General features: G+C 66.9%; 25 protein-coding genes. 17 read left to right on the top strand and 8 right to left on the bottom strand.

What is annotated here, in order from left to right:
* Positions 1-55: 55 nt before the first annotated feature.
* From AC1DKQ_RS11855 to AC1DKQ_RS11840, 4 genes are all read right to left on the bottom strand, one after another.
* Entirely contained in the window at positions 56-862 is an 807-nt protein-coding gene (locus AC1DKQ_RS11855; protein ID WP_476885088.1) for a hypothetical protein, read from the bottom strand.
* A 261-nt stretch (positions 863-1123) separates the two neighbouring features.
* On the bottom strand, positions 1124-2692 hold the full coding sequence (locus AC1DKQ_RS11850) for an APC family permease (protein WP_476885087.1): 1569 nt from the start codon (positions 2690-2692) through the stop codon (positions 1124-1126).
* Positions 2689-3732: an agmatine deiminase family protein gene (locus tag AC1DKQ_RS11845; protein ID WP_476885086.1), complete on the bottom strand. Its 1044-nt coding sequence runs from the start codon at positions 3730-3732 to the stop codon at positions 2689-2691. The genes AC1DKQ_RS11850 and AC1DKQ_RS11845 overlap by 4 nt, the downstream gene beginning before the upstream one ends.
* A complete protein-coding gene (locus AC1DKQ_RS11840; protein ID WP_476885085.1) occupies positions 3729-4844 on the bottom strand; it encodes a nitrilase-related carbon-nitrogen hydrolase in 1116 nt (371 codons plus the stop codon). The genes AC1DKQ_RS11845 and AC1DKQ_RS11840 overlap by 4 nt, the downstream gene beginning before the upstream one ends.
* Positions 4845-5076: 232 nt before the next feature.
* Between AC1DKQ_RS11840 and AC1DKQ_RS11835 the strand changes: the two genes are divergently transcribed.
* The 3 genes from AC1DKQ_RS11835 (at position 5077) to AC1DKQ_RS11825 (ending at position 6997) form a co-directional block, all read left to right on the top strand.
* Positions 5077-5571 carry a GyrI-like domain-containing protein gene (locus AC1DKQ_RS11835; RefSeq protein WP_476885084.1) on the top strand — a complete coding sequence of 165 codons (495 nt, stop codon included), beginning with the start codon at positions 5077-5079 and terminating at the stop codon, positions 5569-5571.
* A gap of 182 nt (positions 5572-5753) precedes the next feature.
* Positions 5754-6056: a DUF4193 domain-containing protein gene (locus AC1DKQ_RS11830; RefSeq protein WP_277527784.1), complete on the top strand. Its 303-nt coding sequence runs from the start codon at positions 5754-5756 to the stop codon at positions 6054-6056.
* Positions 6057-6418: 362 nt separating this feature from the next.
* The gene (locus AC1DKQ_RS11825; RefSeq protein WP_476885104.1) at positions 6419-6997 is read left to right on the top strand and encodes an AMIN-like domain-containing (lipo)protein; all 579 of its coding nucleotides are present in this window, start codon (positions 6419-6421) and stop codon (positions 6995-6997) included.
* 87 nt (positions 6998-7084) lie between these two features.
* On the opposite strand, the gene fliW is transcribed toward AC1DKQ_RS11825, so the two are convergent.
* Genes fliW through AC1DKQ_RS11805 form a run of 4 tightly spaced genes read right to left on the bottom strand, consistent with a single transcriptional unit; the run spans position 7085 to position 10301 of the window.
* A complete protein-coding gene (gene fliW, locus AC1DKQ_RS11820; protein ID WP_476885083.1) occupies positions 7085-7474 on the bottom strand; it encodes a flagellar assembly protein FliW in 390 nt (129 codons plus the stop codon).
* Between the two features lie 11 nt (positions 7475-7485).
* Complete coding sequence (gene flgL, locus AC1DKQ_RS11815) at positions 7486-8370, bottom strand: flagellar hook-associated protein FlgL (RefSeq protein ID WP_476885082.1); 885 nt, start codon at positions 8368-8370, stop codon at positions 7486-7488.
* A gap of 4 nt (positions 8371-8374) precedes the next feature.
* On the bottom strand, positions 8375-9802 hold the full coding sequence (gene flgK, locus AC1DKQ_RS11810; protein WP_476885081.1) for a flagellar hook-associated protein FlgK: 1428 nt from the start codon (positions 9800-9802) through the stop codon (positions 8375-8377).
* Positions 9803-9812: 10 nt separating this feature from the next.
* Complete coding sequence (locus tag AC1DKQ_RS11805; RefSeq protein WP_476885080.1) at positions 9813-10301, bottom strand: flagellar protein FlgN; 489 nt, start codon at positions 10299-10301, stop codon at positions 9813-9815.
* Positions 10302-10594: 293 nt separating this feature from the next.
* Between AC1DKQ_RS11805 and AC1DKQ_RS11800 the strand changes: the two genes are divergently transcribed.
* The 14 genes from AC1DKQ_RS11800 (at position 10595) to AC1DKQ_RS11735 (ending at position 22901) form a co-directional block, all read left to right on the top strand.
* A complete protein-coding gene (locus tag AC1DKQ_RS11800; protein ID WP_476885079.1) occupies positions 10595-11464 on the top strand; it encodes a flagellin N-terminal helical domain-containing protein in 870 nt (289 codons plus the stop codon).
* Positions 11465-11654: 190 nt separating this feature from the next.
* The gene (gene fliD, locus AC1DKQ_RS11795) at positions 11655-12989 is read left to right on the top strand and encodes a flagellar filament capping protein FliD (RefSeq protein WP_476885078.1); all 1335 of its coding nucleotides are present in this window, start codon (positions 11655-11657) and stop codon (positions 12987-12989) included.
* Positions 12986-13498, top strand: a complete 513-nt coding sequence (gene fliS / locus AC1DKQ_RS11790) for a flagellar export chaperone FliS (RefSeq protein ID WP_476919078.1) — start codon at positions 12986-12988, stop codon at positions 13496-13498. The genes fliD and fliS overlap by 4 nt, the downstream gene beginning before the upstream one ends.
* Positions 13491-13916, top strand: coding sequence for a hypothetical protein (locus tag AC1DKQ_RS11785; protein WP_476919077.1), 426 nt, complete (start codon positions 13491-13493; stop codon positions 13914-13916). The genes fliS and AC1DKQ_RS11785 overlap by 8 nt, the downstream gene beginning before the upstream one ends.
* A gap of 145 nt (positions 13917-14061) precedes the next feature.
* Entirely contained in the window at positions 14062-14403 is a 342-nt protein-coding gene (locus AC1DKQ_RS11780) for a flagellar basal body rod protein FlgB (protein ID WP_476885075.1), read from the top strand.
* Positions 14403-14795, top strand: a complete 393-nt coding sequence (locus tag AC1DKQ_RS11775; protein WP_476885074.1) for a flagellar basal body rod protein FlgC — start codon at positions 14403-14405, stop codon at positions 14793-14795. The genes AC1DKQ_RS11780 and AC1DKQ_RS11775 overlap by 1 nt, the downstream gene beginning before the upstream one ends.
* A complete protein-coding gene (gene fliE, locus AC1DKQ_RS11770; protein ID WP_476885073.1) occupies positions 14795-15112 on the top strand; it encodes a flagellar hook-basal body complex protein FliE in 318 nt (105 codons plus the stop codon). The genes AC1DKQ_RS11775 and fliE overlap by 1 nt, the downstream gene beginning before the upstream one ends.
* Positions 15112-16722, top strand: coding sequence for a flagellar basal-body MS-ring/collar protein FliF (gene fliF / locus AC1DKQ_RS11765; RefSeq protein WP_476885072.1), 1611 nt, complete (start codon positions 15112-15114; stop codon positions 16720-16722). Before fliE ends, fliF begins: the two co-directional genes overlap by 1 nt.
* Positions 16719-17735, top strand: a complete 1017-nt coding sequence (gene fliG, locus AC1DKQ_RS11760; protein ID WP_476885071.1) for a flagellar motor switch protein FliG — start codon at positions 16719-16721, stop codon at positions 17733-17735. The genes fliF and fliG overlap by 4 nt, the downstream gene beginning before the upstream one ends.
* Positions 17725-18456, top strand: coding sequence for a FliH/SctL family protein (locus tag AC1DKQ_RS11755; protein WP_476919076.1), 732 nt, complete (start codon positions 17725-17727; stop codon positions 18454-18456). Before fliG ends, AC1DKQ_RS11755 begins: the two co-directional genes overlap by 11 nt.
* Positions 18453-19781 carry a FliI/YscN family ATPase gene (locus AC1DKQ_RS11750; protein ID WP_476919075.1) on the top strand — a complete coding sequence of 443 codons (1329 nt, stop codon included), beginning with the start codon at positions 18453-18455 and terminating at the stop codon, positions 19779-19781. Before AC1DKQ_RS11755 ends, AC1DKQ_RS11750 begins: the two co-directional genes overlap by 4 nt.
* On the top strand, positions 19778-20212 hold the full coding sequence (locus tag AC1DKQ_RS11745; RefSeq protein ID WP_476885068.1) for a flagellar FliJ family protein: 435 nt from the start codon (positions 19778-19780) through the stop codon (positions 20210-20212). The genes AC1DKQ_RS11750 and AC1DKQ_RS11745 overlap by 4 nt, the downstream gene beginning before the upstream one ends.
* A complete protein-coding gene (locus AC1DKQ_RS11740; RefSeq protein ID WP_476919074.1) occupies positions 20209-20904 on the top strand; it encodes a C40 family peptidase in 696 nt (231 codons plus the stop codon). The genes AC1DKQ_RS11745 and AC1DKQ_RS11740 overlap by 4 nt, the downstream gene beginning before the upstream one ends.
* Positions 20901-22901: a flagellar hook-length control protein FliK gene (locus tag AC1DKQ_RS11735; RefSeq protein ID WP_476919073.1), complete on the top strand. Its 2001-nt coding sequence runs from the start codon at positions 20901-20903 to the stop codon at positions 22899-22901. Before AC1DKQ_RS11740 ends, AC1DKQ_RS11735 begins: the two co-directional genes overlap by 4 nt.
* Positions 22902-22913 lie beyond the last annotated feature (12 nt).

The following is a 22913-nucleotide window of genomic DNA, read 5'->3' as shown; positions in this document are numbered from 1 at the left end:
TTCCTCAACGAGCATTTGCAGCTTTGCGGGCGACGGACGCACGCAAAGGTGCTCTTCAGGAACGCTGACTCCTGCCGCGCTTCCTGAGCGCAAAGAAGATGACGACAGCCGCGGCACCGCCGGCAACAAGCAGTGATCCCAGAGCGATTAGTGAAGTCGCACCTGCTTGCGTGGTCGGGGTGCCCTGGGCCGCCGGTGTGCTGGCGGGCGGGGTGGCTTGGGCAGACGGAGCCGTGAGGGACGGTGTGCTCCGGCTCGGAGTCCCTGCAGCAGAGCGAGAAGGAGGAGCTGTGGCGGCGGCAGGAGGGGCCGCTGTGAAGACGTCGTTGACCACTCCCATGATGAACCGGTCGCCGGGACCGAGTGTCTGCACTACCCGCGTTGAGGTCGCGAGTGTTGTGGAGACGCATCCTGCCGAAACCCGGTTCCCGGCGCCGAAGAAGATCGCGTAGTCGGCGCCCGGGATGGGCACGGTATCCGGCAGGCGGTTGTAGTTGATGACGGCAGCTTGCTCATATGTGCCCTGGTTCATCCAGTACCAAAGGTTCTCGTCAGCTGGGGATCCGCCGTCCACATAATTGTTGTAGGCGGGGCTGCCCGGTCCGCCCCACCGCGATCTCCGATTGACCGTGTGGTAAAGCAGTTTGGTGCCCGGATCCGCCTTGCCTAGGGCCTCGGTGGCCGAGAACGAACCAGTGGGTGACCGGTACTCGCCCTCCCGCAACTGTCCATGCGGGGCGAACCCGTTCTTGCCGATGAAACCGGTCTGCTGCCACTCCTGGACATACATGTCGCCGTTGCGTACACAGCCTGTGATCAGCACAGCGTTCTGTGACGCCTCGGCGGCAGTGACGAACACCACTCTGTTAGCCGCGCCGGTACTGTACCGGGTCTGGTGCGCGCTTAACTTTGCGCAGGGTGCGGTTTCCTGCGGCGATGCTTGGGCGGCGGGAGGGAGCGCCGGGAGGACCCCCATGGTGAGCGCAGTGAGCGCCGTGAGCGGCAGAATCCCACAAGTATGGCGTAGGGCCATGGCTTCATTTTAGACCGCATGCGTACGGCCCTGCCCCGGAATCCGGTAGCAGGGCCGTACGCATGCGGTGCTGAATCGAAAGCCTGGCGGCTACTCCGGAACCACCAGGGCGGGGGTGTCCTTCCGGATGGTCTCGCCCCGGAAGAAGCCCGGATGCAGCTTCACGGTCACCAGCATGACCACGACGCCGAGGGCCAGGATGCCGATGCCCAGGACGAACACCAGGCCCACACCGAAGACCTCGGAGCCGCTGCCGAATTCCGGCGCCCAGCTGTCCACGGCGGTCTGGAAGAAGACCACGGTGAGGACCAGACCGCCCAGGACCGGGAACAGCAGCCGCATGAAGAAGTTGCGGACGCTGGCGAACAGGCTGTGCCGGAAATACCACGTGCAGGCGAACGCGGTGAGGGCGTAGTAGAAGCAGATCATGAGGCCCAGGGCCATGATGGTGTCGTTGAGGACGTTCTCGCTGACCACCTTCATGACGGCATAGAAGCCGCCGGAGATCACGCCGGCAATCACCGTGGCGTAGCCCGGGGACCCGAAGCGCTTGCTGACGGATGCGAAGCGCGGCGGCAGTGCCCCGTAGTGCCCCATGGCCAGCAGGCTGCGGGCGGGGGAGGCCATGGTGGACTGCAGGGAGGACGCGGTGCCGGAGAGCACGGCCAGGGACATCAGGATGGCCAGCGGACCCATGACGGGGGAGGCCAGTGCTGCAAAGATGTTCGCCTGGTTGTCCGGGTTGTTCAGGCCGATGCCGTCGGCTCCGGTGCCGGCCACCATCATGGTGGCCACGATCACGGCGAGGTAGAGCGCCAGGACGGCGACCGCCGTCGTGGTTCCCGCCCGCCCGGCGGTGCCCCGGCCGCCCTTGGTTTCCTCGTTCACGGTGAGGCAGACGTCCCAGCCCCAGTAGACGAAGACGGCCAGTGACATCCCAGCGGTGAACTGCTCGAAGCTCTCGATCTTGGCCGGGTTGAACCAGTCCCAGCTGAACGCGAGCGAGGTGCCCGCGTCACCGGAGGCTGCGTGGCCGAGCGCCATGATGATGAAGACCGCCAGGACCAGCACCTGGAAGCCGACCATGCTGTACTGCACGAGCTTGGTGGCGTGCAGGCCGCGGTAGCTGACCCAGACGGCGAGTGCCACGAACACCAGGCAGGTAACAATGTTCACTGCCGTGTTCGAGGTCAGGTCCGCGAGCCCGGGGTTGTTGAACACCTGGGCCAGGAACAGATAGAAGAAGTCCACCGCGACGCCGGCAAGATTGGACAGGACGATGATGTTGGCGGCCAGCAGCCCCCAGCCGCCCATCCAGCCGACAAACGGGCCGAACGCCTTCGTGGCCCACGTGAAGGTGGTGCCGCTGTCCGGGGAATCGGCGTTGAGCTCGCGGTAGGCGAACGCCACCAGGATCATGGGGATGAACGCGACGATGAAGATCGCCGGCAGCTGCACGCCCACGGCGCCGACTGCCGGTCCCAGCGAACTGGTGAGGCTGTAGGCGGGCGCCACGGAGGAGATGCCCAGGACCACGACGGCCAGCAGGCCAAGCTGGCCGCCCTTGAGCCCCTTGCCCGTGATGCCGTGTTTGGAACCGGCCGGATCGACGACGTCGTGCGTGGTGATGCCGTCTTCACGGCCGATAGTTTGACTCATGGCTGACCTTTGTTCTGGGAGGCGGACGGTTGCTGTTGGGTGATGCAGTGGATGCCGCCGCCGCGGGCGAAGAGCTCGCGGGCGTCGATGCCCACCACTTTGCGGCCGGGGTAGGCGTCGGCGAGGATGCGCAAGGCTTTTTCGTCCATGGGGTCCCCGAACGTGCAGGCGATGACGCCGCCGTTGACCACCAGGTGGTTGATGTAGCTGTAATCGACGAAGCCTTCCTCGTCCGTCAGGGTCTCCGGGGCGGGGACCTCAATGATGTTCCATTCGCGGCCGGCCGCGTCCCGGGTGGTGGCGAGGTGGCTGATGATGTCCCGGCTGACCTCGAAATCGGGGTGCGCCGGGTTCTGCTGGGAATGGACCAACACGGTGCCCGGGGACGGGATGGCCGCGACGATGTCGACATGGCCGCGGGTGCCGAACCGTTCCGAATCCCGGGTCAGTCCGCGCGGAAGCCAGACGACGTGGCTGGCGCTCAGGGTCCGGGCCAGTTCTGCCTCGACGTCGGCCTTGCTGAGCCCGGGGTTCCTGCCCGGATCCAGCTGCACCGTCTCGGTGACAAGGACCGTGCCTTCGCCGTCGACGTGGATGCCGCCGCCCTCATTCACCAGCGGCGAGACGAGGTGGTTGGCACCTGAGCGTGCCGCAACGGCAGCTGCCACGAGCGAGTCCTTGTCCCATGCGGCCCAGTCCTGGCCACCCCAGCCGTTGAACACCCAGTCCACGGCGCCGAGCCGGCCGGCGTCGTCCAGGACGAAGGTGGGGCCGATGTCTCGCATCCAGGCGTCGTTCAGCGCCGCGGTGACCACCTCGATGTCCGGGTGGAGGTAGCGGGCAGCGGTCTCTGCATCCGCTGGGGCCACCAGCATGGTGACTGGTTCGAATTCCACGACGGCGTTCGCGACGGCGGCCCAGACGGAGCGGGCGGCGTGGGCTTCTGCCGCACTGTCGCCCAGCGTGTAGCCGCCGGTGGGGAACGCCATCCAAACGCGGTCCTGGGGTGCCGTTTCGGATGGCATCCGCCAGGCGCTCATGCCGTGACCTTCTGCGCCGTGGGGTTCAGTGCGGTGGGCTGCAGTGCGGTGGCCTCATACGCATCGAAGCCGAGCGGGGCGTCGGCACGTAACGGTTCGGTCAGCCGGGCGTAGGTGTCCGGCCGGCGCGTGGCCAGGAACGGGAAGAGCGTGAGCCAGTCCTTGCGCTGGTCAAGGTCCAGTTCCGCGACCAGGACGGCGGATTCGTCCCGCGGTGCCTGGGCGAGGATCCGTCCATAGGGATCGGAGATGAAGGAGGAGCCGTAGAAGTTCAGTGTTCCTTCACTTCCCCAGCGGTTGGGGACAACCATGAACAGTCCGTTGGCAATGCCGTTGCCCACAATGACCTGCTGCCACAACGGCTGGGTGTCGAAGTCCGGGTGGTCCGGCTCGGAGCCGATGGCGGTGGGGTAGACCAGGAGCTCCGCCCCGCCGAGGGAGTAAATCCGTGCCAGCTCGGGGAACCATTCGTCCCAGCAGGTGGGCATGCCCAACCGTGCGCCGCCGAGTTCGGCGGGGGCATGGACCTCGTAGGCGTCATCGCCGTCCGGGGCCTGGCGGAAGAACTTGTCCTCGTAGTAGCCGGCCGTGACGGGGATGTGCAGCTTGTGCGTGCGGGCCAGCAGTTCGCCGTCGGGGGATACCAGAATGGCAGTATTCAGGCCCAGGCCGTCGTCGGAACCGTCCGGGTTCTCCGCCTTCTGGTACAGCGAAGCGTGGACGCAGATTCCATGCCGGCGGGCCGCGTCCGCCGCGAAGCGGAAGGTGGGGCCGGTGAACAGGTCCTCGGCGATGTCCGAGGGCCGCGGGCGGCGGGCCCCGCCCCGGGCGGTGTCGTTTTCGGGAAGCGTGTCCGCAGGGTACCGGGACAGTGTGAGCTCGGGCAGGAAGACGACGTCGGCCCCCAACCGGGCGGCCCGCCCGATGCCTTCGTCCAGTTCGGCGTGCAGGGCCGCGGCGTCGGGCTGCCACCGGTGCTGCACGACGCCGACCCGGAGTGCCGGCCGGCTGGACGGTGTTGTGCTGGACGGTGTTGTGCTGGACGGTGTTGTGCTGGACGACGCTGGGCGGGCGGGGGAGTTCGGGGTGTCGAGGGACGTGATTTCGATCATGGCTACTCCAGTGAGACGGGGGTCACATAAATGAACGCTGTTCATTTAGTATTGGGCTGATTGCGGTGCGGGGCAAGACCTAATATGAATAAAGTTCATTTATTTATTGGCGGCCCTACGGGTGCACCGTGTCCGGGGATGCTGCCGGGCGCCGCTGGCCCTCGGTGGGCGCTCCGTAGGCGCGGGACATAAGGCCCTAGACCGCGGTTTGGACGCGGCGGACTCTGGGCGTATGACTCCAACGAACCCCGGGGCGGCTCCGGACATCAATCCCGCTCAACTCAAGGAACAGCCGACTGCAGTGGTGCGTGAGACTGTCCCGATGAATGCGCTCCGGGACTTCTTCGGCCGTGCCTTCGGCGCCGTCATGGGTGCGGTGCAGGAGCAGCATGTCCAACTGGCTGGACCTCCGTTCGCGCTGTACCGAGGCAAGCCGACCGACGTCGTCGACGTCGAGGCGGGGTTCCCCCTCGCGGCACCTTTCACAAATCCAAGCGGCGTGGATACCGCGGTGGTAGCCGGGGAACTCCCCGCATGCCGGGCCTACGAGGCGATGCACATCGGGCCCTACGAATCGCTACAGCAGACCTACGGCGCGATCATGGCCCGGATGCGGCAGGACGGTGCGAGTCCGGGCGAAGCAATGTGGGAGTACTACCTCACCGATCCCGGCGCCGAGCCCGACCCGGCGAAGTGGCAGACGCTGGTGGTCTGGCCGGTCGCCTGAACTGCCCTCGCGCTGGCCGCAGCCGGGGTTCCGGACAGGGCCGCTGCCCTGGGCTTCCGCACCCCCTCCGTCTCATTCTGTCTGATTGGCCACACTATTCCTCAACTCCGTGCATAATGTCCTAAACTGCTTCACTGAGGTGCCTGAAATGGCGCTGCGCAGCAACGAAAGTGAACCCCGATATGGCTACCGATTACGACGCCCCACGCAAGACAGAAGAAGAATCTCCCGCTGAGTCGCTGGAGGCCCTTCAGGCGTCCCGCAGCGGCGGCGCGCAGACTGCTGTGATCGACGTCGATGAGAACGACACCGCCGAAGGCATCGATCTTCCGGGCGCGGATCTGTCCGGCGAAGAGCTGACGGTCATTGTTGTTCCCGAGCAGTCCGATGAATTCACCTGCTCCTCCTGCTTCCTGGTCCGCCACAGGTCCCAGGTGGCCCTCGAAAAGAACGGCATGAAGTACTGCCGCGACTGCGAAGGCTAAGAACCTTCCCGCGGCCAGCTGCTCCGCAGCTGGCGATGCCCCGGAATCGACGAGACAGCAAGCCGCACGAAGCGCCGGACCCGCGAGGGTGCCGGCGCTTCGGCGTTTCTGGCAAAGCCCACGGCTGCGCGTGTTATCTGTTCGTGAAGGAAGGTCTCGGGATCTGTCTGTGAAATCCGTCCGTGACCAGGGACAGGCCTCATTAACGGTTGGGCGCCGAAACGCTTGAGGACCTCGCCCGCCGGTTCCGCGCCGCCTACGCTGGAAGCGTCTGACCTGCACTGACTGTTCAGCCAGCCCAAGAGCTCAGGCAGCACCAAGGGTGGCCCGCAGTGATGAAGATCCAGTTGAAGAAGTTCCAGGTGAAGAAGACCCACGCTTTGCTCGGGGCAGTGCTGATGGCAGCCGGTCTCGGGGTGCTTGCGCCGGCACCGGCCGCCGGCCTCGGGGAGCTTAGTCTGGCGCCGGCCGCCGCGGACCCGTACTGCGGACAGGTCTGGGGTTCGCTGAGCAAAACGGATCCGGCCATGAGCAAGGCCAAGGTGGTGAACGTGCGGACCGGTCAGCATTACTGTTTTGACCGGCTAGTCATTGACCTGAACGGCCCTGTAGCCGGCTACACCATCCGGTACGTGCCCCAGGTGGCACAGGACGGGTCCGGCCTGCCGATCCCGCTGGAAGGCCAGGCCTTCATTCAGCTCACGGTCAATGCGCCTGCATATGACGACGCCGGCAATCCCACCTACAACCCGGTGAACAAGAGTGAACTGACGGACGTGACCGGCTACCAGACATTCCGGCAGGTGGCGTGGGCTGGCAGCTTCGAAGGTTACAGCAGCCTTGGCATGGGAGTCCGCGCACGGCTGCCGTTCCGGGTCCAGACCCTGTCAGGGCCGGGCGCCGGGTCACGGCTCGTCGTGGACGTGGCGCACTTCTGGTGACGCCCGGGGCTGCGCAGCGTCGAGCTGCCCGGAGCTGCTCCGAGGCGCGCGCCTTGCTCCGCGGACTGGCTAGAGCAGGTGTATTGGCTAGAGCGAGCCGAGCTCGGCCCGGAGCGGGAAGTCACGGCCGTCCAGCACCAGCTGCGTGCAGCGGCCCGTGCCGGGGTTGAGAACGATCGGCGCCATGAGGTTGACCGTCGTGGAGCCGGGGGAGTGGTTGACCACGATCAGCACCTGGGGGGCCTCCTGCTCGTCGAGTTCCAGGGCCTCCAGCGATGCTGCCGGGATCGGTGGAGCGTAGCTCGGGGCAAACACGGCGGCGTCGGCCAGGAACAGCCGCACCGGACTGGACCCGGCCTCCAAGGCGTACAGTCCGGCCGCGCCCTCGACGCTCCGCAGCACGAAATCGTGCAGGTCCTCGAAGCCCGGCATGGGTGCGGTGAAAGTGAGGGGAAGGCTAGCGACGGGAGTGTCCATGACCGGGGCGCTCACCGCAGGAAGTCCATCAGGGTGGGCTGAAGCACCCGGGCCGTCGCGGCGAGGGCCACTTGGTAATTGGTCTCCTGAAGTTTCAGGTCCATGATGACGCTGCCAAGGTCTGCCGTCTCAATCCCGGTTTTCTGTGCGTCCAAGGTGGCCTCCAGTTCTGTGTTGGCGCTGCCAGCCCGATCCAGCCGCGCCTGGCGCGTTCCAATTTCCGAACGGCCGTTGACGATGTTCTTGAATGCCGTGTCCACTTGGGCGGCCCGGGGCGATGTGTCCGTCCCCGCCCGCAAGTCGGCGGCCATCTGGCTCACGATATCGAAGACAGAGCCGGTGCCGCTACCGAAGATCGCGGCACCGTCGGCGTCGACGCGGACGGTTTCCGTGGCGCTGATGCGGCGCTCCACGGGGCTCTTGGGCAGCCCGTCGAGCGCGGGCGGGGTACCGGTGAAGGCACTGGCGGCATCCGAGCTGCCGGCAAAGATGTTGCGGCCCAGATTCTTGCTATTGGCGATCGAAACCAGGTCCTTGGTCAAGGAGTCCAGCTCGTTGGCGATTGCGTCCTTGCCGGTTTGGTTGAGCGAGCCGTTACCGGCCAGGACCGTGAGATCCTTGATCCGGTGCATCACGTTGGTGGCTTGTTCCAGTGCGGAATCCGCCGCCGTGAGCCACGTGTTGCCGTCGTCAATGTTGCGGCTGTACTGGGCGTTGGCGGCGAGGAGGGCGCGGGTCTCGAGGGCCTGGGCGGTGGCGGCAGGATCGTCCGACGGGCGCGAGATCTTCTTGAGCGTGGTCGCTTTTTCCTGAAGCTCGGCCAGCCTGGACTGCTGGGTCTGCAGCGTACGCTGGGCGTTCGCGCTCATGGTCAGGTTGGTTACCCGGTTCAGCATGTGGCTACCTTCCTACCAATCCGGTGCGGTTGATCAGGACATCGAGGGCTTCGTCGACGGCGGTCATCACACGGGCTGCGGCCTGGTAGGCGTGCTGGTTGGTGAGCAGGCTGACGTTTTCCTCATCCAGGCTTACTGACGCCTGGGAGGACCGGCTTGTCAGGGCGGATACCTGAGCGGCATTGGTGAGTGTTTCGTGTTGCTGGGCTCCGCGGGACTGAACGCCGATGTTTGTGACAATGCCTGACCAGGCTTTGTCCGGCGAGGTTGAACCCGTACCGAGCTGCGAGATCTTGTCCGCGATGCTGGCGTCAAGGGCGCCGCCAGTCGACGCCTTGAGGGCGATGTCGGCGGTGTTTGCGGGTCCCTTGATGTTCAGCGCAGCGGGGCCGGCACCGGTGATAGTGAAGAAACCGACGCCGGTGGCGCCGGTGCCCGTGACTCCCGTCGCGTGGATAGGGTTCACGGCCGTGGCGAGGGCCGCGGCGAACTTGTTAAAGGACTCGGCGGCCTCGGCGATGGCGCCGCCGGAGCCGGGCGTGGACGGCGGTGTGGCGGCGGGCGCCAGCACGGACAAGGCGCCGGCGATTTCGCCACCGTCGACAGGTACGGCGACACCGCTCCGGTCTGCCCATTCAAGTTGAACCGGCGTTCCCATCCGGTCCGATGAGGAACCCGAGATGGCGAGCGTCCGGACTGACCCGCCGGTGACCAGCGCGTTGCCGCCGACAAGCACGTCGACTGTGCCGTCGGATTGCTCGCGGACAGTGCCCCCGACGAGTCCGGCAATCTTGTCCGTGAGCTTGGCCCGTGCATCGATCAGTTCATTGGCCGACCCGCCGGCGGCCAGGGTAGACCGGATAGTGGTGTTGTACGAAGCGACCTGGGCGGCGGCCGCGTTGACGGCGTCCACATTGTCGGAGACCTGGGCGCGGGTCCTGCTCCACTGCGAGTCGAGGGCCTGGTACGCGGAGGAGATCTTGTCCGTCACGGAGTTAGCGGCATTGAGCAGAAGCCCTTTCGGGCCGTCCTCCGTGGGCTGGTTGGCAGCGGCTTGCCACGCGGACCAAAAACCCTGCAAAGCGGTCGAGATGCCGTTCTCTCCGGGCTCCTGAAGCACGCCTTCAATGCCCTGCAGAGCGGACGAACGAACACTTGCGTAGCCGGCTTGGGCTCCGGCCGAGCGGACGGTGCCGTCGAGGAAGCTGCTGCCGAGCCGTGCGATGGCGTCCACCGAAACACCCTGGCCGGGCTGCAGTGTACCGCCGCTGAAGAGCCCGCGGGCAGGCGCGGCCAGCGAGGACTGCTCTACACGTTGACGGGTGTATCCCTCGGTGGCGGCATTGGCGATGTTCTGCCCAGCCACGTTCATGCCTTGCTGGGCAGCGGTCAACCCGCGGTAGGCGGTGTTCAGGGCGCCGAAGGTGCTCATGGTCGCTTCCTTAGAATTGCTGGTCGAAGATGCGGGAACCGGCGGATTGCCCGGTCTTGCCGTGGGCGTCGTAGGTGCCGGCTGCGGCCGCGGGGTTGAGGTCGGCAAGCGACTCCTGCGTGGAGCGCACCGCTGTGCGCAGGTACTGCTCGTTGGAATCCCGCAGTTCCTTGATTAGGGCGGTCTGGCGGGTCAGTGCCGTCAGGTGCGCAGTAAGGACCTCGGCCCAAGCGCCTTCCGGGGCGGCGGCGGCGAGTTCGGCCAGCGAGGCGTCGGTGGGGAGTCCCCAGACCTCGGCGACGACGGCCGCTTCGATGGTGCGGGCCAGGCTCGCCTGGGAGAGGTGACCCAACACCTGCTCCACTTCCTTGGTCCCGTGGGGCAGCCAGCGGGACTTGCCCGAGGTCAGCAACAGCTGTTCTTCCTCAAGCTTGAAAGTCAGAACGTCCAGGAGTTCACGCTCCCGCCACAGCAGGGCTGAAAGTTCGTGGATGGCCATGGTCCGGACGGCTCCCTCATGTGTGAATGGTGCGAGTGACTGGTGCGGTGGTGTCCCGAAGCGTCTATGTCATCGTGCGGACGATGCGCCAACAGCTGGGCTCGTAGAAACTATCGGCGGGGCCGGGGGATCCGTTAGCGGAATAAGACTGGTAACACGGGGAATTTGGCGCGAAGGAAAATCCGAAAACAATTTTGGATTTCTCCTTACCTGTGCTTCCCAAGTGGCGATAACTACTCCTGAAGGCCCACGGACGGGCCATCGCATACAGTCCCACTCACGGAGGAAACATCATGGGCTTCGTTATTAACAACAACCTCGCGGCTAACAACTCGTACCGTAACCTCAACGCTACTCAGAGCGACCTTTCCAAGTCATTGGAGAAGCTGTCCACCGGCCTGCGCATCAACCGTGCAGCTGACGATGCAGCCGGTCTTTCAATCTCCGAGGGCCTGAAGTCTCAGGTCAGCGGTTCTGCCCAGGCAGCCCGCAACGCTCAGGACGGCATCTCGGTTATTCAGACCGCGGAAGGCGCCCTGACCGAGGTCCACTCCATTCTGCAGCGTATGCGCGATCTCGCTGTCCAGGGCGGTAATGACACGAACAATGGCGACGCTCGCACAGCGATCCAGACCGAAGCTGACGCCCTCGGCAAGGAACTCGACCGCATCACGACGTCGACGAACTTCGCTGGAATCAAGCTGCTCGATGGTTCGGCAGGCGCTGCGACGAACGGAAAGCTCAGCATCCAGGTCGGCGCGGATGGCTCGGCCGACAATGTGATCTCGGTTGATCTCGGAAACGCTGCTACCAGCATCAACACGGGCGGCAAGACGTTCTCCTCGACGACCGGTGCTACCGACTTCAAGGTGGACACGGCTGCGAACGCAACGCAGACCATCGCCGATCTTGACGCCAGCATCAAGGCGGTTTCCACGCAGCGTGCTGACCTCGGCGCCTCCCAGAACCGCCTCGAGCACACGGTTAAGTCCCTGAATGTTGCCGGCGAAAACCTGCAGGCCGCTCAGTCCCGCATCGCCGACGTCGACATGGCTCAGGAAATGGTCAAGTTCACCAAGGCCAACATCCTGTCCCAGGCTGGCACCGCCATGCTGGCCCAGGCAAACCAGTCCAGCCAGGGTGTTCTTTCCCTCCTGCGCTAAGCCCGGTTCCGGCAGTCCGGTAGTCCAGAAATGAGTCTGCCACCCTGATCGGACGAAGAGACACCCCCGATCACTATGCTGCGGAAGGGCCGGACGATGGCATAACCATCGTCCGGCCCTTACGTGCAGTATTTGTATTTAGAAACAGCATCAGCAACAAAGCAGATTTTGACAGCAAGGGGAGGCAGCGATGGGGATCTCACTCGACGGACTGGCCAGCGGGCTCGATACCACCGCGCTTATCAGCTCCATCATGCAGTCGGAAGCAATCCCGCAAACGCTGCTCAAGAACAAGTCCTCGGACATCCAATCCATGGTGTCCGCGCTCCAGGGACTCAACAGCAAAGTAGCCGCCCTCGCGACGCAGGCCACGGCCGCAGCCAAGCCGGGCGCCCTGGACCTTTACACCGCGACTACGAGCAGCGACAAGGTCGTGGCCACCACTACTGCCGCCGCCAAAGCAGGCTCCATCGACTTCCAGGTAAACCAGCTGGCGCAGACCCAGGTCACCGTGACACCCAAAGTGAACGCCGTGGTTGGGTGGCCGTACACCACCATGACGATCAACAGCGGGGGCAAGGACTATACGATCGAGCCGCTCGGGAGCAACCTCGACGACGTCGTTACCGCAGTGAACGCCGCGGGCGCCGGCGTAACTGCAACAAAAGTGGCCGTCGGCGGCGGGGACTTCCGAATCCAGTTCGCCGCCACGAAGTCCGGCGAGGCCGGTGCCTTCACTATTTCCGATGCCGGCACGACTTTCACGGATGTCAAGACCGCTCAAGACGCAGAGATCACCCTCTGGCCGACGAGTCCAACTGCCGCTCAGGTCGTGAAATCTTCGACCAACACCTTCACCGACCTTCTGCCTGGCGTGACCCTCACCGCCAAAGAAGTGACCGCCGCTCCCGTGACCCTCACCGTTGCCCGGGACGACGCCGGGATCACGAAGCTGGCCTCGAATCTAGTCGACGGTGTCAACGGCATTTTCTCCCTCGTGGCGAGCAAAACCGCGGTGAGCACTACGACCAACACCAGCGGCACCACCACGAGCGCCGGGGTTTTTGCGGGCGACAGCACCGTGCGTTCGGTGAACCAAAGCATTCTCTCGGCCGCATCACTGCCAGTCGGCACCCCGCCGCGGTCGCCGTCGGAAATCGGCATCAGCATCACCAAGACCGGCACCATGGAATTCGACGCCACAAAGTTTGCTGCCGCCCTGGCCGCTGATCCCGCAGGCACTGCGGCTAAGGTCCAGGAGATCGCCGGGCGCATCGCCAGTGCGGCCACCGCGGCGTCGGACAAGTACGACGGCACGTTGACCACCACCATCACCGGCCAGCAGTCCGAGGTCCGTGACCTTGCGAATCGGATCGGCGACTGGGACACCCGCCTCGCCTCCCGCCAAGCCACCCTGAAGAGCACCTACTCGGCCCTTGAGGTGGCGCTCAGCAACATGAAGGCCCAGCAGACGTGGCTCTCCTCCCAACTCGCCGGCCTCTCCTCAGGAAGTAGTTCAGCATGACCACCACGTCCTACGGAAGCGCGGCTCAGCGCAACCAGTACCTCGAAGACTCCGTCATGTCGGCGCCGCCGGCGCGCCTGCTCACCATGCTCTACGACCGCCTCCTCCTGGACCTCGGCCGCGCGGAAACCGCGCAGCAGGCCGCCAACTGGCCCGTCGCCTCGGAAAACCTCCTGCATGCCCAAGCCATCATTGCCGAGCTCGTCTCGTCCTTGAAGACTGATTCCTGGGATGGCGCAGACGGGCTGATCGGCGTCTATAACTACGCCTTTACGGCCCTGGTCAACGCCAACATCCAGCGCGACCCGGCTTTGACCCGCGAAGCCATCGAACTGATGGAACCCTTGCGCCAGGCCTGGCACGAGGCCGCGGCCGTCATCCCGGCGCCTGCCACCGCCAGCCGCGGAACCGACGCAACCTTCCCCGCCGCAGCCCCCACCGCCTTCTCGGCAGCCAGAGCCTGGAACTCCCAGCCCGGAACAGGTGGCGGGAGCCTCGGTTTTGGCTGAGCGGGCTGACGCGGATACCGGCCTTGAGGAAGCCGGTGACAACCACACCGCCGCAACCCTGCCCGAATCCGCGGCCGCTGACACAGCCCTGACGGCTTGGACGGCTATCTTGGATGTGCTCGAAATGGCGGTGCAGGCCGCCGAACGTACCTTGAAGGATCCTCTGGGCCCGCTGTCCGCCGCAGCGCCTCACCACGTGGCGCCGCTGCCCGTGGAACGCTGGACACCGCCTTCCCGGCCCGGACCGTTGCCGGCGGCCGCGCGGCGTCGCGCGGCCGCGCTGGCCGCAGCCCAGGAACGTGTTGCGCACCGGCTCGATGAAGCCCGAATGGACGTGGCCCGTCAGCTCCAAGCGGTGTCCTCAGTGCCCGGTGTGGGCGAGTCTTCGGCCGCGATCTACCTCGACGTCAACGGCTGAAATCTCCTCAGCTCAAATCTTCGAAAGAACTGTTGCATTTTCACCTAACGCGGCGCTGACCAGTGCCGATAACCACTGTTAGAGCACGGATCGCTCGCTTACCGGCCACGGATCGGCCACCCCCACCTTTCCCAGGCAGGACTCTGTGCTCGAATCCGTGACTTCCGCCGCCTTGGCCAGTGCCATGGACGGGCTGGCATTGCGCCAGCGCACCATCGCGAACAACATCGCGAACATCAACACGCCGAATTACCACGCGAAGCGCGTCAGCTTTGAGGACGCCCTCGCGGCGTCGGTGAAGTCCGGGGACGGCAGCGTCCAGGCAACCACCGCAGAGTCCCTGGAGCCCACCCAGCTCAACGGCAACAACGTCAACTTGGACACCGAAACGCTATCCAACATCGACACCGTGCTGCGCTTCCAATTCGCCGCCCGCGCCGTCAACACCGAATTCACCGCCGTTCGCTCCGCCCTGAGGACCAGCTGATGACTTTCGACGCTATCGGCATTGCAGGCTCCGCCCTCACCGTCCACCGCAAGTGGCTCGATGCTGTCTCGGACAACCTCGCCAACATGAACAACGCCTCGGCCACGTCCGGCCCTGCCTTCCAGGCCCGGTACGTCGAGGCCGCCGAAGGCTCGGAGGGCTCGGGCGTGTACGTCAAGAGCACCCAGCTCGGAAACGCCGCGGGCAGGATCGTCTACCAGCCGGATCACCCGCTGGCGGACGCCAACGGCAACGTCAAGTACCCGGACATTGACATGGCCGAACAGATGGGCGCGCTCATCATCGCCCAGCGCGGCTACCAGGCAAACGCACAGGTAGTGGATCGCGCCCGCGAAACTTACATGGCCGCCCTTGAGATTGGACGCTCCTAATGACTGTCGCCCCCATCGCCCCCGTCCAGGGTGTCCTGCCAACAAGCTATGTCACCGGCGCAAGCAACGGAGCGGCCCCGGTTGCCGGCACGGACGGCTCCGCCTTTGCAACGTCCCTCACCGGCGCGGTGGATAACCTCCAGCAGCTGCAGTCGACGTCGAACCAGCTGGCTGTCTCTGCCGTCACCGGCAACCTGGACGACATCCACACCGCGACGCTGGCCGCTACCCGCGCCCAGGTGACGCTCGAGCTCATGGCCACCGTGCGCAATAAGGGCGTTGACGCCTTCAACGAGATCATGAGGATGCAGGCCTGATGCCTCCGCAGATAACCGCCTTCTTCCAGCGCTTCGGCGCGAGCCTGAAGAGCTTCACCGCCGGCCAGCGCACCTTGGCCGTGCTTGGCGCTGCCCTGCTGGTGGTCGGCATTGTGGCTTTGTCCGCCTGGCTCACCCGCCCGGTGCTCACCCCCCTGTTTTCCGGCCTCCAGATCACCGACGCAAACGGCATCGTCGAACAGCTCCGCAAGGACAACGTTCCGTACGAGCTCAGCGACGGCGGATCCACCATCCTGGTGCCGCAGGACAAGGTCTACGACGAACGCCTCAAGGCCGCGGCCGCGGGCCTGCCGACTGCCGCCGCCACCGGGTACTCCCTGCTGGACAAGATGGGCGTGACGTCCTCGGAGTTCCAGCAGTCCGTGACGTACAAACGCGCCCTCGAGGGCGAACTTGCCAGCACGATCTCCGCCATGGACGGCGTGAAAACCGCCGCCGTCCGGCTCGCTATCCCCGAAAAGACGGTGTTTGTGTCCAAGACTCCGGACACCACCGCCTCGGTGTTTATTGAAACCGACGCCGGAGCCACCCTGTCCAGTGACCGCGTGCAGGCGATCGTCCACCTGACCTCTGCCGCCATCGAAAACCTCAAACCCGCCAACGTCTCCGTGGTCGATTCCCAGGGCAACGTGCTGTCCACTGTTGGCGGCGGGACCGCAGGCTCGTCCACCAAGCAGGCCAGCGACTACCAGCAGCGCACTTCGGACGCCGTCAAGGCCGTCATGGACCGCGTAGTGGGCCCGGGGAACTCCACGGTCGCCGTCGCCGCCGATGTGACGGGCGAATCCGCACAGCAGAAGAGCGAAACTTTCTCCAACACCGCCGGCGCCCTGCCGCTCAGTGAATCGTCCAAGACCGAGAAATACACCGGAACCGGGGGAGGGGCCGCCGGCGTCCTCGGCCCGGACAACATCGCTGTGCCTGGCAACACAAGTGGAAACGGCAACTTCGATTCCTCCACCGCGACCAAGAACAACGCCGTCAACAAGGTCACCGAGGACCGGGTCATCCCGGCCGGTGCCATCAAGCGGCAGACCATCTCCGTAGCCGTCAGCCAGGCTGCCGCCGGCGGCCTGAACCTCGCTTCGCTGAAGAACCTGGTCACCTCCGCAGCCGGAGCCGACACCGCGCGCGGCGACGTTGTCACCGTTGAGGTTGTGCCGTTCAGCACCGCCGCCGCCGACGACGCCGCCAAAGCGCTCGCCGATGCCAAGGCCAACGCCGAAGCCGAAAAGCAGGCCGCGTTCTTCGGCACCATAGTCACCGCGGGCAGCATCCTGCTGGGCCTGCTGATCCTGGCCCTGGTGGTCACGATCATCCTGCGGCGGCGCCAGAAGCGCGAGCCTGTGGACCTCGGCGAACGCCTGGACCTGGAGATCATGCCCGTGGCACCGCCCGTGGTGGCCCTTCCCCCCGCCCCAGCGACGTCGGCGATCCCGATCACCGCCCTGCCCCCGCTTCCCGGCCCGAGCATCGAGCAGCTGGAATCCGAGCGCCGCCGGTTTGAGATCGACAGCATGGTCGCCGCCAACCCGGAGCGGGCCGCCGATTACCTGCGCAGCCTCATGGATGACAGGCAATCGGTATGAAAACAGCCGATACGCTCCTCTCCGGCACCCAGCGTGCCGCCGTCGTCCTGATGCAGATGAGCCCCGAGAATGCCGCCAAAGTCATGGCCCAGCTCACGGACACCGAGGCGGAGGAAATTGCCGGGGAGATCGTCAAGCTCCGCAAGGTGGACCCGGACGTCGCCGAGCAGATCATGAAGGACTTCCACCAGACCGCGCTGACCAGCCCGCGCCAGGCCCGGGGCGGCCGGGAACTCGCCGAGGGCTTGCTGGAGGCGTCCTTTGGCTCGGAAAGGGCCGCCGGACTCATGAACCGTCTCACGGTCAACATGGCTGGCAAGTCCTTTGAGTTCCTCGAAGACATCGAGCCCGTGCAGGTCCTGGCCCTGATCGACGGAGAACTGCCGCAGACCATCGCCCTGGTCCTCGCCCACCTCAGCCCGCGCAAGGCCTCGGCCGTGATGTCCGGGCTGCCCGGCTCCCTGCGCGCCGACGTCGCCCTCAGCATCGCCACCATGGGATCCGGCGCGCCCGAGGCGATCGGGATCGTCGCCGACACTCTCAAACTCCGCGGCGGCGCCGCTGTGTCCCAGCAGGCCTCCAAGGTGGTCGGCGGCATCCAGCCGCTGCTGGAGATCATCAACCGGACCGACGCCGGCACGGAACGGTCCGTGCTGGACGGCCTGGACCTGCTCGATCCCGACCTTGCGGTGGAGATCCGGGCCCAGATGGTGACGTTCGACGACATCGTCAAACTGGAGCGCCGCGACGTGCAGCTGGTGCTGCGCGGACTCGACGCCGCCGTCCTGGCGATGGCCATGAAGGGCGCCTCCGAGCCGGTCCTGGAAACCATCACCACCAACGTCTCCGGGCGCAACCTGGAAATCCTCGAATCCGAGATCGCCGGCCTGGGGCCGCTGCGGGCCTCGCAGATCGAAGAGGCGCGGGCCGCCGTCGTCCGGTCCATCCGCGAGCTCGAGGCCGAAGGCCAGATCACCATCCAGCGCGGGGACGAGGAAGACTATGTCTACTGACAGCGGCGCTGCCCCTGCCCCGGCGCGCATCGTCTTCCCCTCGCTGCGGTCAAGTGGCCCGGCCGCCGAGCAGGCTGGCTACACCGAGGGCCACGCCGCCGGCTATGCGGCAGGAGTGCGTGCCGCTGCGAAGGAACAGCGCCGCTGGCGGGACCGGATGGCCGCGGAACAGGCCGCCTCCCTGGCCGCCGGGCAACAGGACCTGGACCGTGCCGTACGTGCCCTTGCCGTCGCGCGGACCGATTTTTCGCACCGCAACGTGCAGGCCCTGCAGGACGCCGAGGAAATCCTGGCCCGCACGGCCCTGGAACTGGCGGAGGCCATCCTCGGCTACGAATTGGCCGAAGGCACCCGGACCGCCCGTGCCGCCCTGGCCCGCGCCCTTTCCGGGAACGATGCCGCAACGGTGCTGGCCATCCGGCTGCACCCGGCGGACATCGATGTCCTCAGCCGGGAAGGCCAGGACCTACCCGCCGGGCTGCCGCTCATCGCGGACCCCTCCCTGGGCCGCGGCGACGCGAAGGTCGAGTACCAGCAGGGCTGGTTCGATGCCAGCCTCCGCACAGCCCTGGGGCGTGCCCGCACGGCACTCTTGGGAGAGGCGCAGTTGGGAGAGGCACTGTTGGGACAGGCCGGACAGGCCGACGCCGATCCTGCCGGCGGCATTGCCGCCGGAACTCCCGGTGATTATCCCGGCGGCGCTTACCGGGGACAGGCATGATCGCCGAGTGGCGCCCGAAAGGTGCCGACTATGCCGCCGCGCTGGCCGCGGCTGCTCCGCAACGGGTTGGCGTCGTCACTTCAGTGATCGGACTGGGCCTGGAAGTGTCAGGACTGGATTGCGCGCTGGGCGACCTCGTGACCGTGGGGGAGAACCCGGGCCTTGACGCCGAAGTCGTCGCCGCACTGGACGGCTCCGTGCGCTGCATGCCGCTGGGTCGGCTGGCCGGCGTGGCCGCCGGTGATCCCGTCCGTACCAAGGGCAGCGCGGTGCTGGTTCCCACCGGGCCGGGTCTGTTCGGCCGCGTCCTTGACGGCCTGGGACGGCCGATCGACGGCAAGGGCCCACTGCTCAGCGGACCGCGCGTGCCGATCGACAACGAGGCGCCCAACGCCATGAAACGCGCCCGCATCGACACCGCGCTGCAGACCGGCGTGCGCGTCCTGGACACCATGACGACGCTCGGCAAGGGCCAGCGCATGGGCCTGTTTGCGGGCTCGGGCGTCGGCAAATCCTCCCTGCTCTCCATGATCGCCCGGGGGACCGACGCCGAGGTCTCGGTGATCGCCCTCGTGGGCGAACGCGGCCGCGAAGTCCGTGAATTCCTCGAGGACGACCTCGGCGCCGCCGGCCTGGCGCGCTCCGTGGTGGTGGTCGCCACCTCCGACGAACCAGCCCTCATGCGCATGCGCGCAGCCTTCACCGCCACCAGGATCGCCGAGTCCTTCCGTGACCAGGGCCAGGATGTGGTCCTCATGATGGACTCCCTCACCCGCGTCGCCATGGCCCAGCGCGAGATCGGCCTCTCGGCCGGCGAGCCCCCGGCCACCCGCGGCTACCCGCCGTCGACCTTCTCCATCCTGGCGCGGCTGCTGGAACGCGCCGGCACGGCCGAAACCGGCTCTGTCACCGGCATTTACACCGTGCTGGTGGATGGCGATGACCACAACGAGCCCATCGCCGACGCCGCCCGGTCCATCCTGGACGGCCACGTGGTCCTGGACCGCAAGCTTGCCATCACGGGCCACTTCCCGTCCGTGGACGTGCTCGGCTCCGTGTCCCGGGTGGCCAGCAAGGTCAATTCGCGGCCCCAACTCGAGTCAGCGGCCACGCTCCGCCGGGTCCTCGCGGCCCGCAAGGCGGCGCAGGACCTGATCGACGTCGGCGCCTACCAGACCGGGACCAACCCGCTGGTGGACGCAGCGCTGAACCACGAGCACGACGTCAGCGGCTTCCTCCAGCAGCCGATGGACGAATCCACGGCCCACCCCGAGTCCTGGCAGCGGCTCGGCTACCTCACTTCGATCCTGGGAGCAGCAGCATGAACCGCGAATTTTCTCTAGCTGGCCTCCTGCGCCTCCGCCAGCTCCAGCAGGACCAGGCGGCGACCGGGCTGGCCCGCGCGCGCTCACGTTCCAGCTCCGTGCGGGTACGCGAGGCCGCCGCCCGCCGCGAGCTTGCGGCCACGGATGACCCCATCTCCAGCTCGGCATCCTTGCGCGCTGTGGCCGCCGCCCGCTCGTCCTCGCACAGCATGCTCGCGGACCTGCAGAACCTCACGCACCTGGCCGAGGTTGACGAGGCCAAGGCCCGCGCGGAGTTCATCGCGGCCCGGACGCGGTCCGTGGGGCTGGAAAAACTGGAAGCCCGCCACGACGCCGAGGTCAACTCCGCGGACCTGCGCGCCGAACAATCCGCCCTGGACGAGATCGCCTCGACGCTCTGGCACCGCGACGAACTGCAGGTGAAGCCATGAGCATGACCGAAGCGATCAGCCGGATGCAGGGCATTCAGTCCATGATTGCGGAACTGAGCCGGCCCGCGGCCACGGAAACAAGCGCCGCCAAGGCTGCGGCGGCGACCTCGCTCGCGACCGCGACGGGCACAGGCGACTCCGGCACGTTCACCCAGGCACTTGCCGCGGCGTTGGGCGGGAACGGCACAACGGATGCCGCTTCCCTCACGGACGGCCTGGGCCTCGGCACGTCACTGGGGCTCGGCGGCACGACGGCGGCCGGGACCGCCGCGCTCACTGGCGCCCAGTCCACGGGAACCATACACACCGGCGGTGCCGCCACCGGCAACGACGTCGTGTCAGTGGCAAAGAAGTACATCGGTGTTCCCTATGTGTGGGGCGGAACCAATCCGGCCACCGGCATGGACTGCTCCGGCTTCACCCAGAGGGTCTTCAAAGACCTCGGTGTGGAGCTTCCCCGCGTGGTGAGCGACCAGATGCGCCAGGGCACCCCGGTGGCCTCCCTCGCCGAGGCGAAACCCGGAGACCTTCTGGTGAGCTTCGGCGGCAACCACATTTCCATCTACCTGGGCAACGGGAAGGCAATCGACGCTCCGGTGCCCGGCAAAACCATCCAGATCCGCGATGCCTGGGAGCAGCAGTCCAACCTGACCTCCATCCGGCGCATCGTTCCCGCAGGGACGGCATCATGAAGGCCGCAGCATCGATGGCTCTCGCGGCTGCGCCGGCAACAGCCGCACCGGCCCGGGCAGCCCGGCAGGGCACGGAACCGCGGGGCGGCAACGGGAACCCGGAGGCCGCGTCCTTTGACGCCGTCCTCAACGACGTCCAGGGTGCAGAAGGCAACGGCAGCGCTGCCGGGCCGGGCACCGCCACTGAAGTACCGGTGACCGACGACGGGGCGCCGGAACGTCCGGAGCGCGACGGCGGCGCGGATCTCGCTTCGCCGGCCGGCCCCGCCGGAAACCCCGTGACGGCTGACGCCGCCCCTTCTTGGGCCGCTCCGGGAACCGATGCCGCCTCGGCTGCCGGCCCTGGGCCTGCGCAGATTGCCTCAGTCCAGGTCGCCCCAGTCCAGGTCGCCCCAGTCCAGTACGCAACGGCTCAGCTCTCCTCGGCCCAGTTCGTCTCCCTTACCCAGACAGGACCGTCAGCCCAGGCCCGTGCGTCAGCGCAGCCCGGACAGGCAGCGCAGGCCCTTGCGCCGGCGTCGGATCGTATCGATCGTTCCCCTGCTCCGGGACAGACCGGCGCCGCCTCCGTAACCGCGGCCGTTCATCCGGCCGTTCCTCCCGCCGTTCTTCCCGCCGCGGTGGCGGCCGCCGCCGCCCAGGGCCCAGTTATCGCGGCCACTGGATTGTCCGCGACGCTGCAGCAGAGGCCTGTCTCCGTCCCCGACCGGACCGTGCGGGAGGGCAACCCGCCCGCCGGTGCGGCCGCACAGACCATGGGCGCAATCCCATTTGCCGGGGCTGCCAGCGGATCCATTGCGCCCGGCGCCCTGCCAGCCACCGCCCCGGTTTCCGCCCCTGCAGCTGCCCCTGCCTCCGCCCAGATTTCTACACCGGCCGCCGCGTCTGCCATCGCTGTGGCCTCTCCGCCGGTTTCATCGGTCTCCGGCACGGAGGGGACCACTGCTGCGCCCGATCTCGCCCAGGTGGCCAGCGGGTCGCCCGCGGCTGCATCTACCGTTGGAGTCCCGGCCGCCACCGTGGAGGCGGCCCCCGCCGCCTCCACCACACCGGCCAAAGCGGTAGCAATGACCGCGTCAGGACTTGGCGGACGTGGTTCTGTGCATGAGGCTTCGCCAGCGGGCACCGCCTCAGCGGCAACCGGGCCCGCGGGCAACGGGACAGGCGCCACCGCCGTAACCACCGTCGTCGCTGCCGTCGCGCCGCCCGCGTCTGGGCAAGCCCCGACCGCCACCGCCGCCACCGCCGCCAGCGCCGTGGGTAGCGCCGTGGCTCCCGCGGCCGCTCCGGCGCGCGCCGACGTCCTGTCAGGTCCGGCCGCCGCGCCGGCGGGCAAGCCCGCAGAGACACCGTCCGCTCCGGACAACACGGGCCCGGCGCTGGCAGTAACACCCGCCCAGCCGCCCACGGCCGCAACGGTGAGTCAGCCTGCGTTCCAGCCCGCAGCCCAGCCTGTGTCACAGCCTGCGTCCCAGCCGGCCCCCCAGTTCGCGGCGGCCCTCCAGCCGCAGCTGGCCAAACCGCTCTTCACGCTCGTGGGGGCGCCGCACGGCCAGCACATCATGACGCTCAAGGTCAGCCCTGAAGATCTCGGCCCGCTGACGGTCCGGGCCCAGATCGACGCCGCGGGCGTCCGGATTGAGCTCTTCGCCCCGGGCGACGCCGGACGTGAAGCGGTCCGCGGCATCCTGCCTGACCTCCGCAAGGAACTCCGCGACGCCGGATTCGGGGCCAGCCTCAGCCTTTCAGATCACAGCGGCCCGGGAGGCTCCGGACTGAGCGGGGGCCACAACGGCACCGGCCAGGACCGGGCCGGCTCCGGCGCCCAGTTCGCCGCCGGCCGTGACCCCGGCGGTGGCGGCTCCGGCCCGGGCGGCCGGAACGGGCCGTCCGAGCCGAGGCCCGGACACCGCTGGGACGCGCTGGCCGATGATCAAGCCCTGCGCACCGCAAGAAAATTGAACGGCCCCCAAACCACCCTCGACATTCTTGTCTGACACGAAGGAACG

Source organism: Arthrobacter sp. 05L421 (assembly GCF_056397785.1).
The sequence above is the reverse complement of the archived record's forward strand: the minus strand, read 5'-3'. Positions and strand labels throughout refer to the sequence as shown.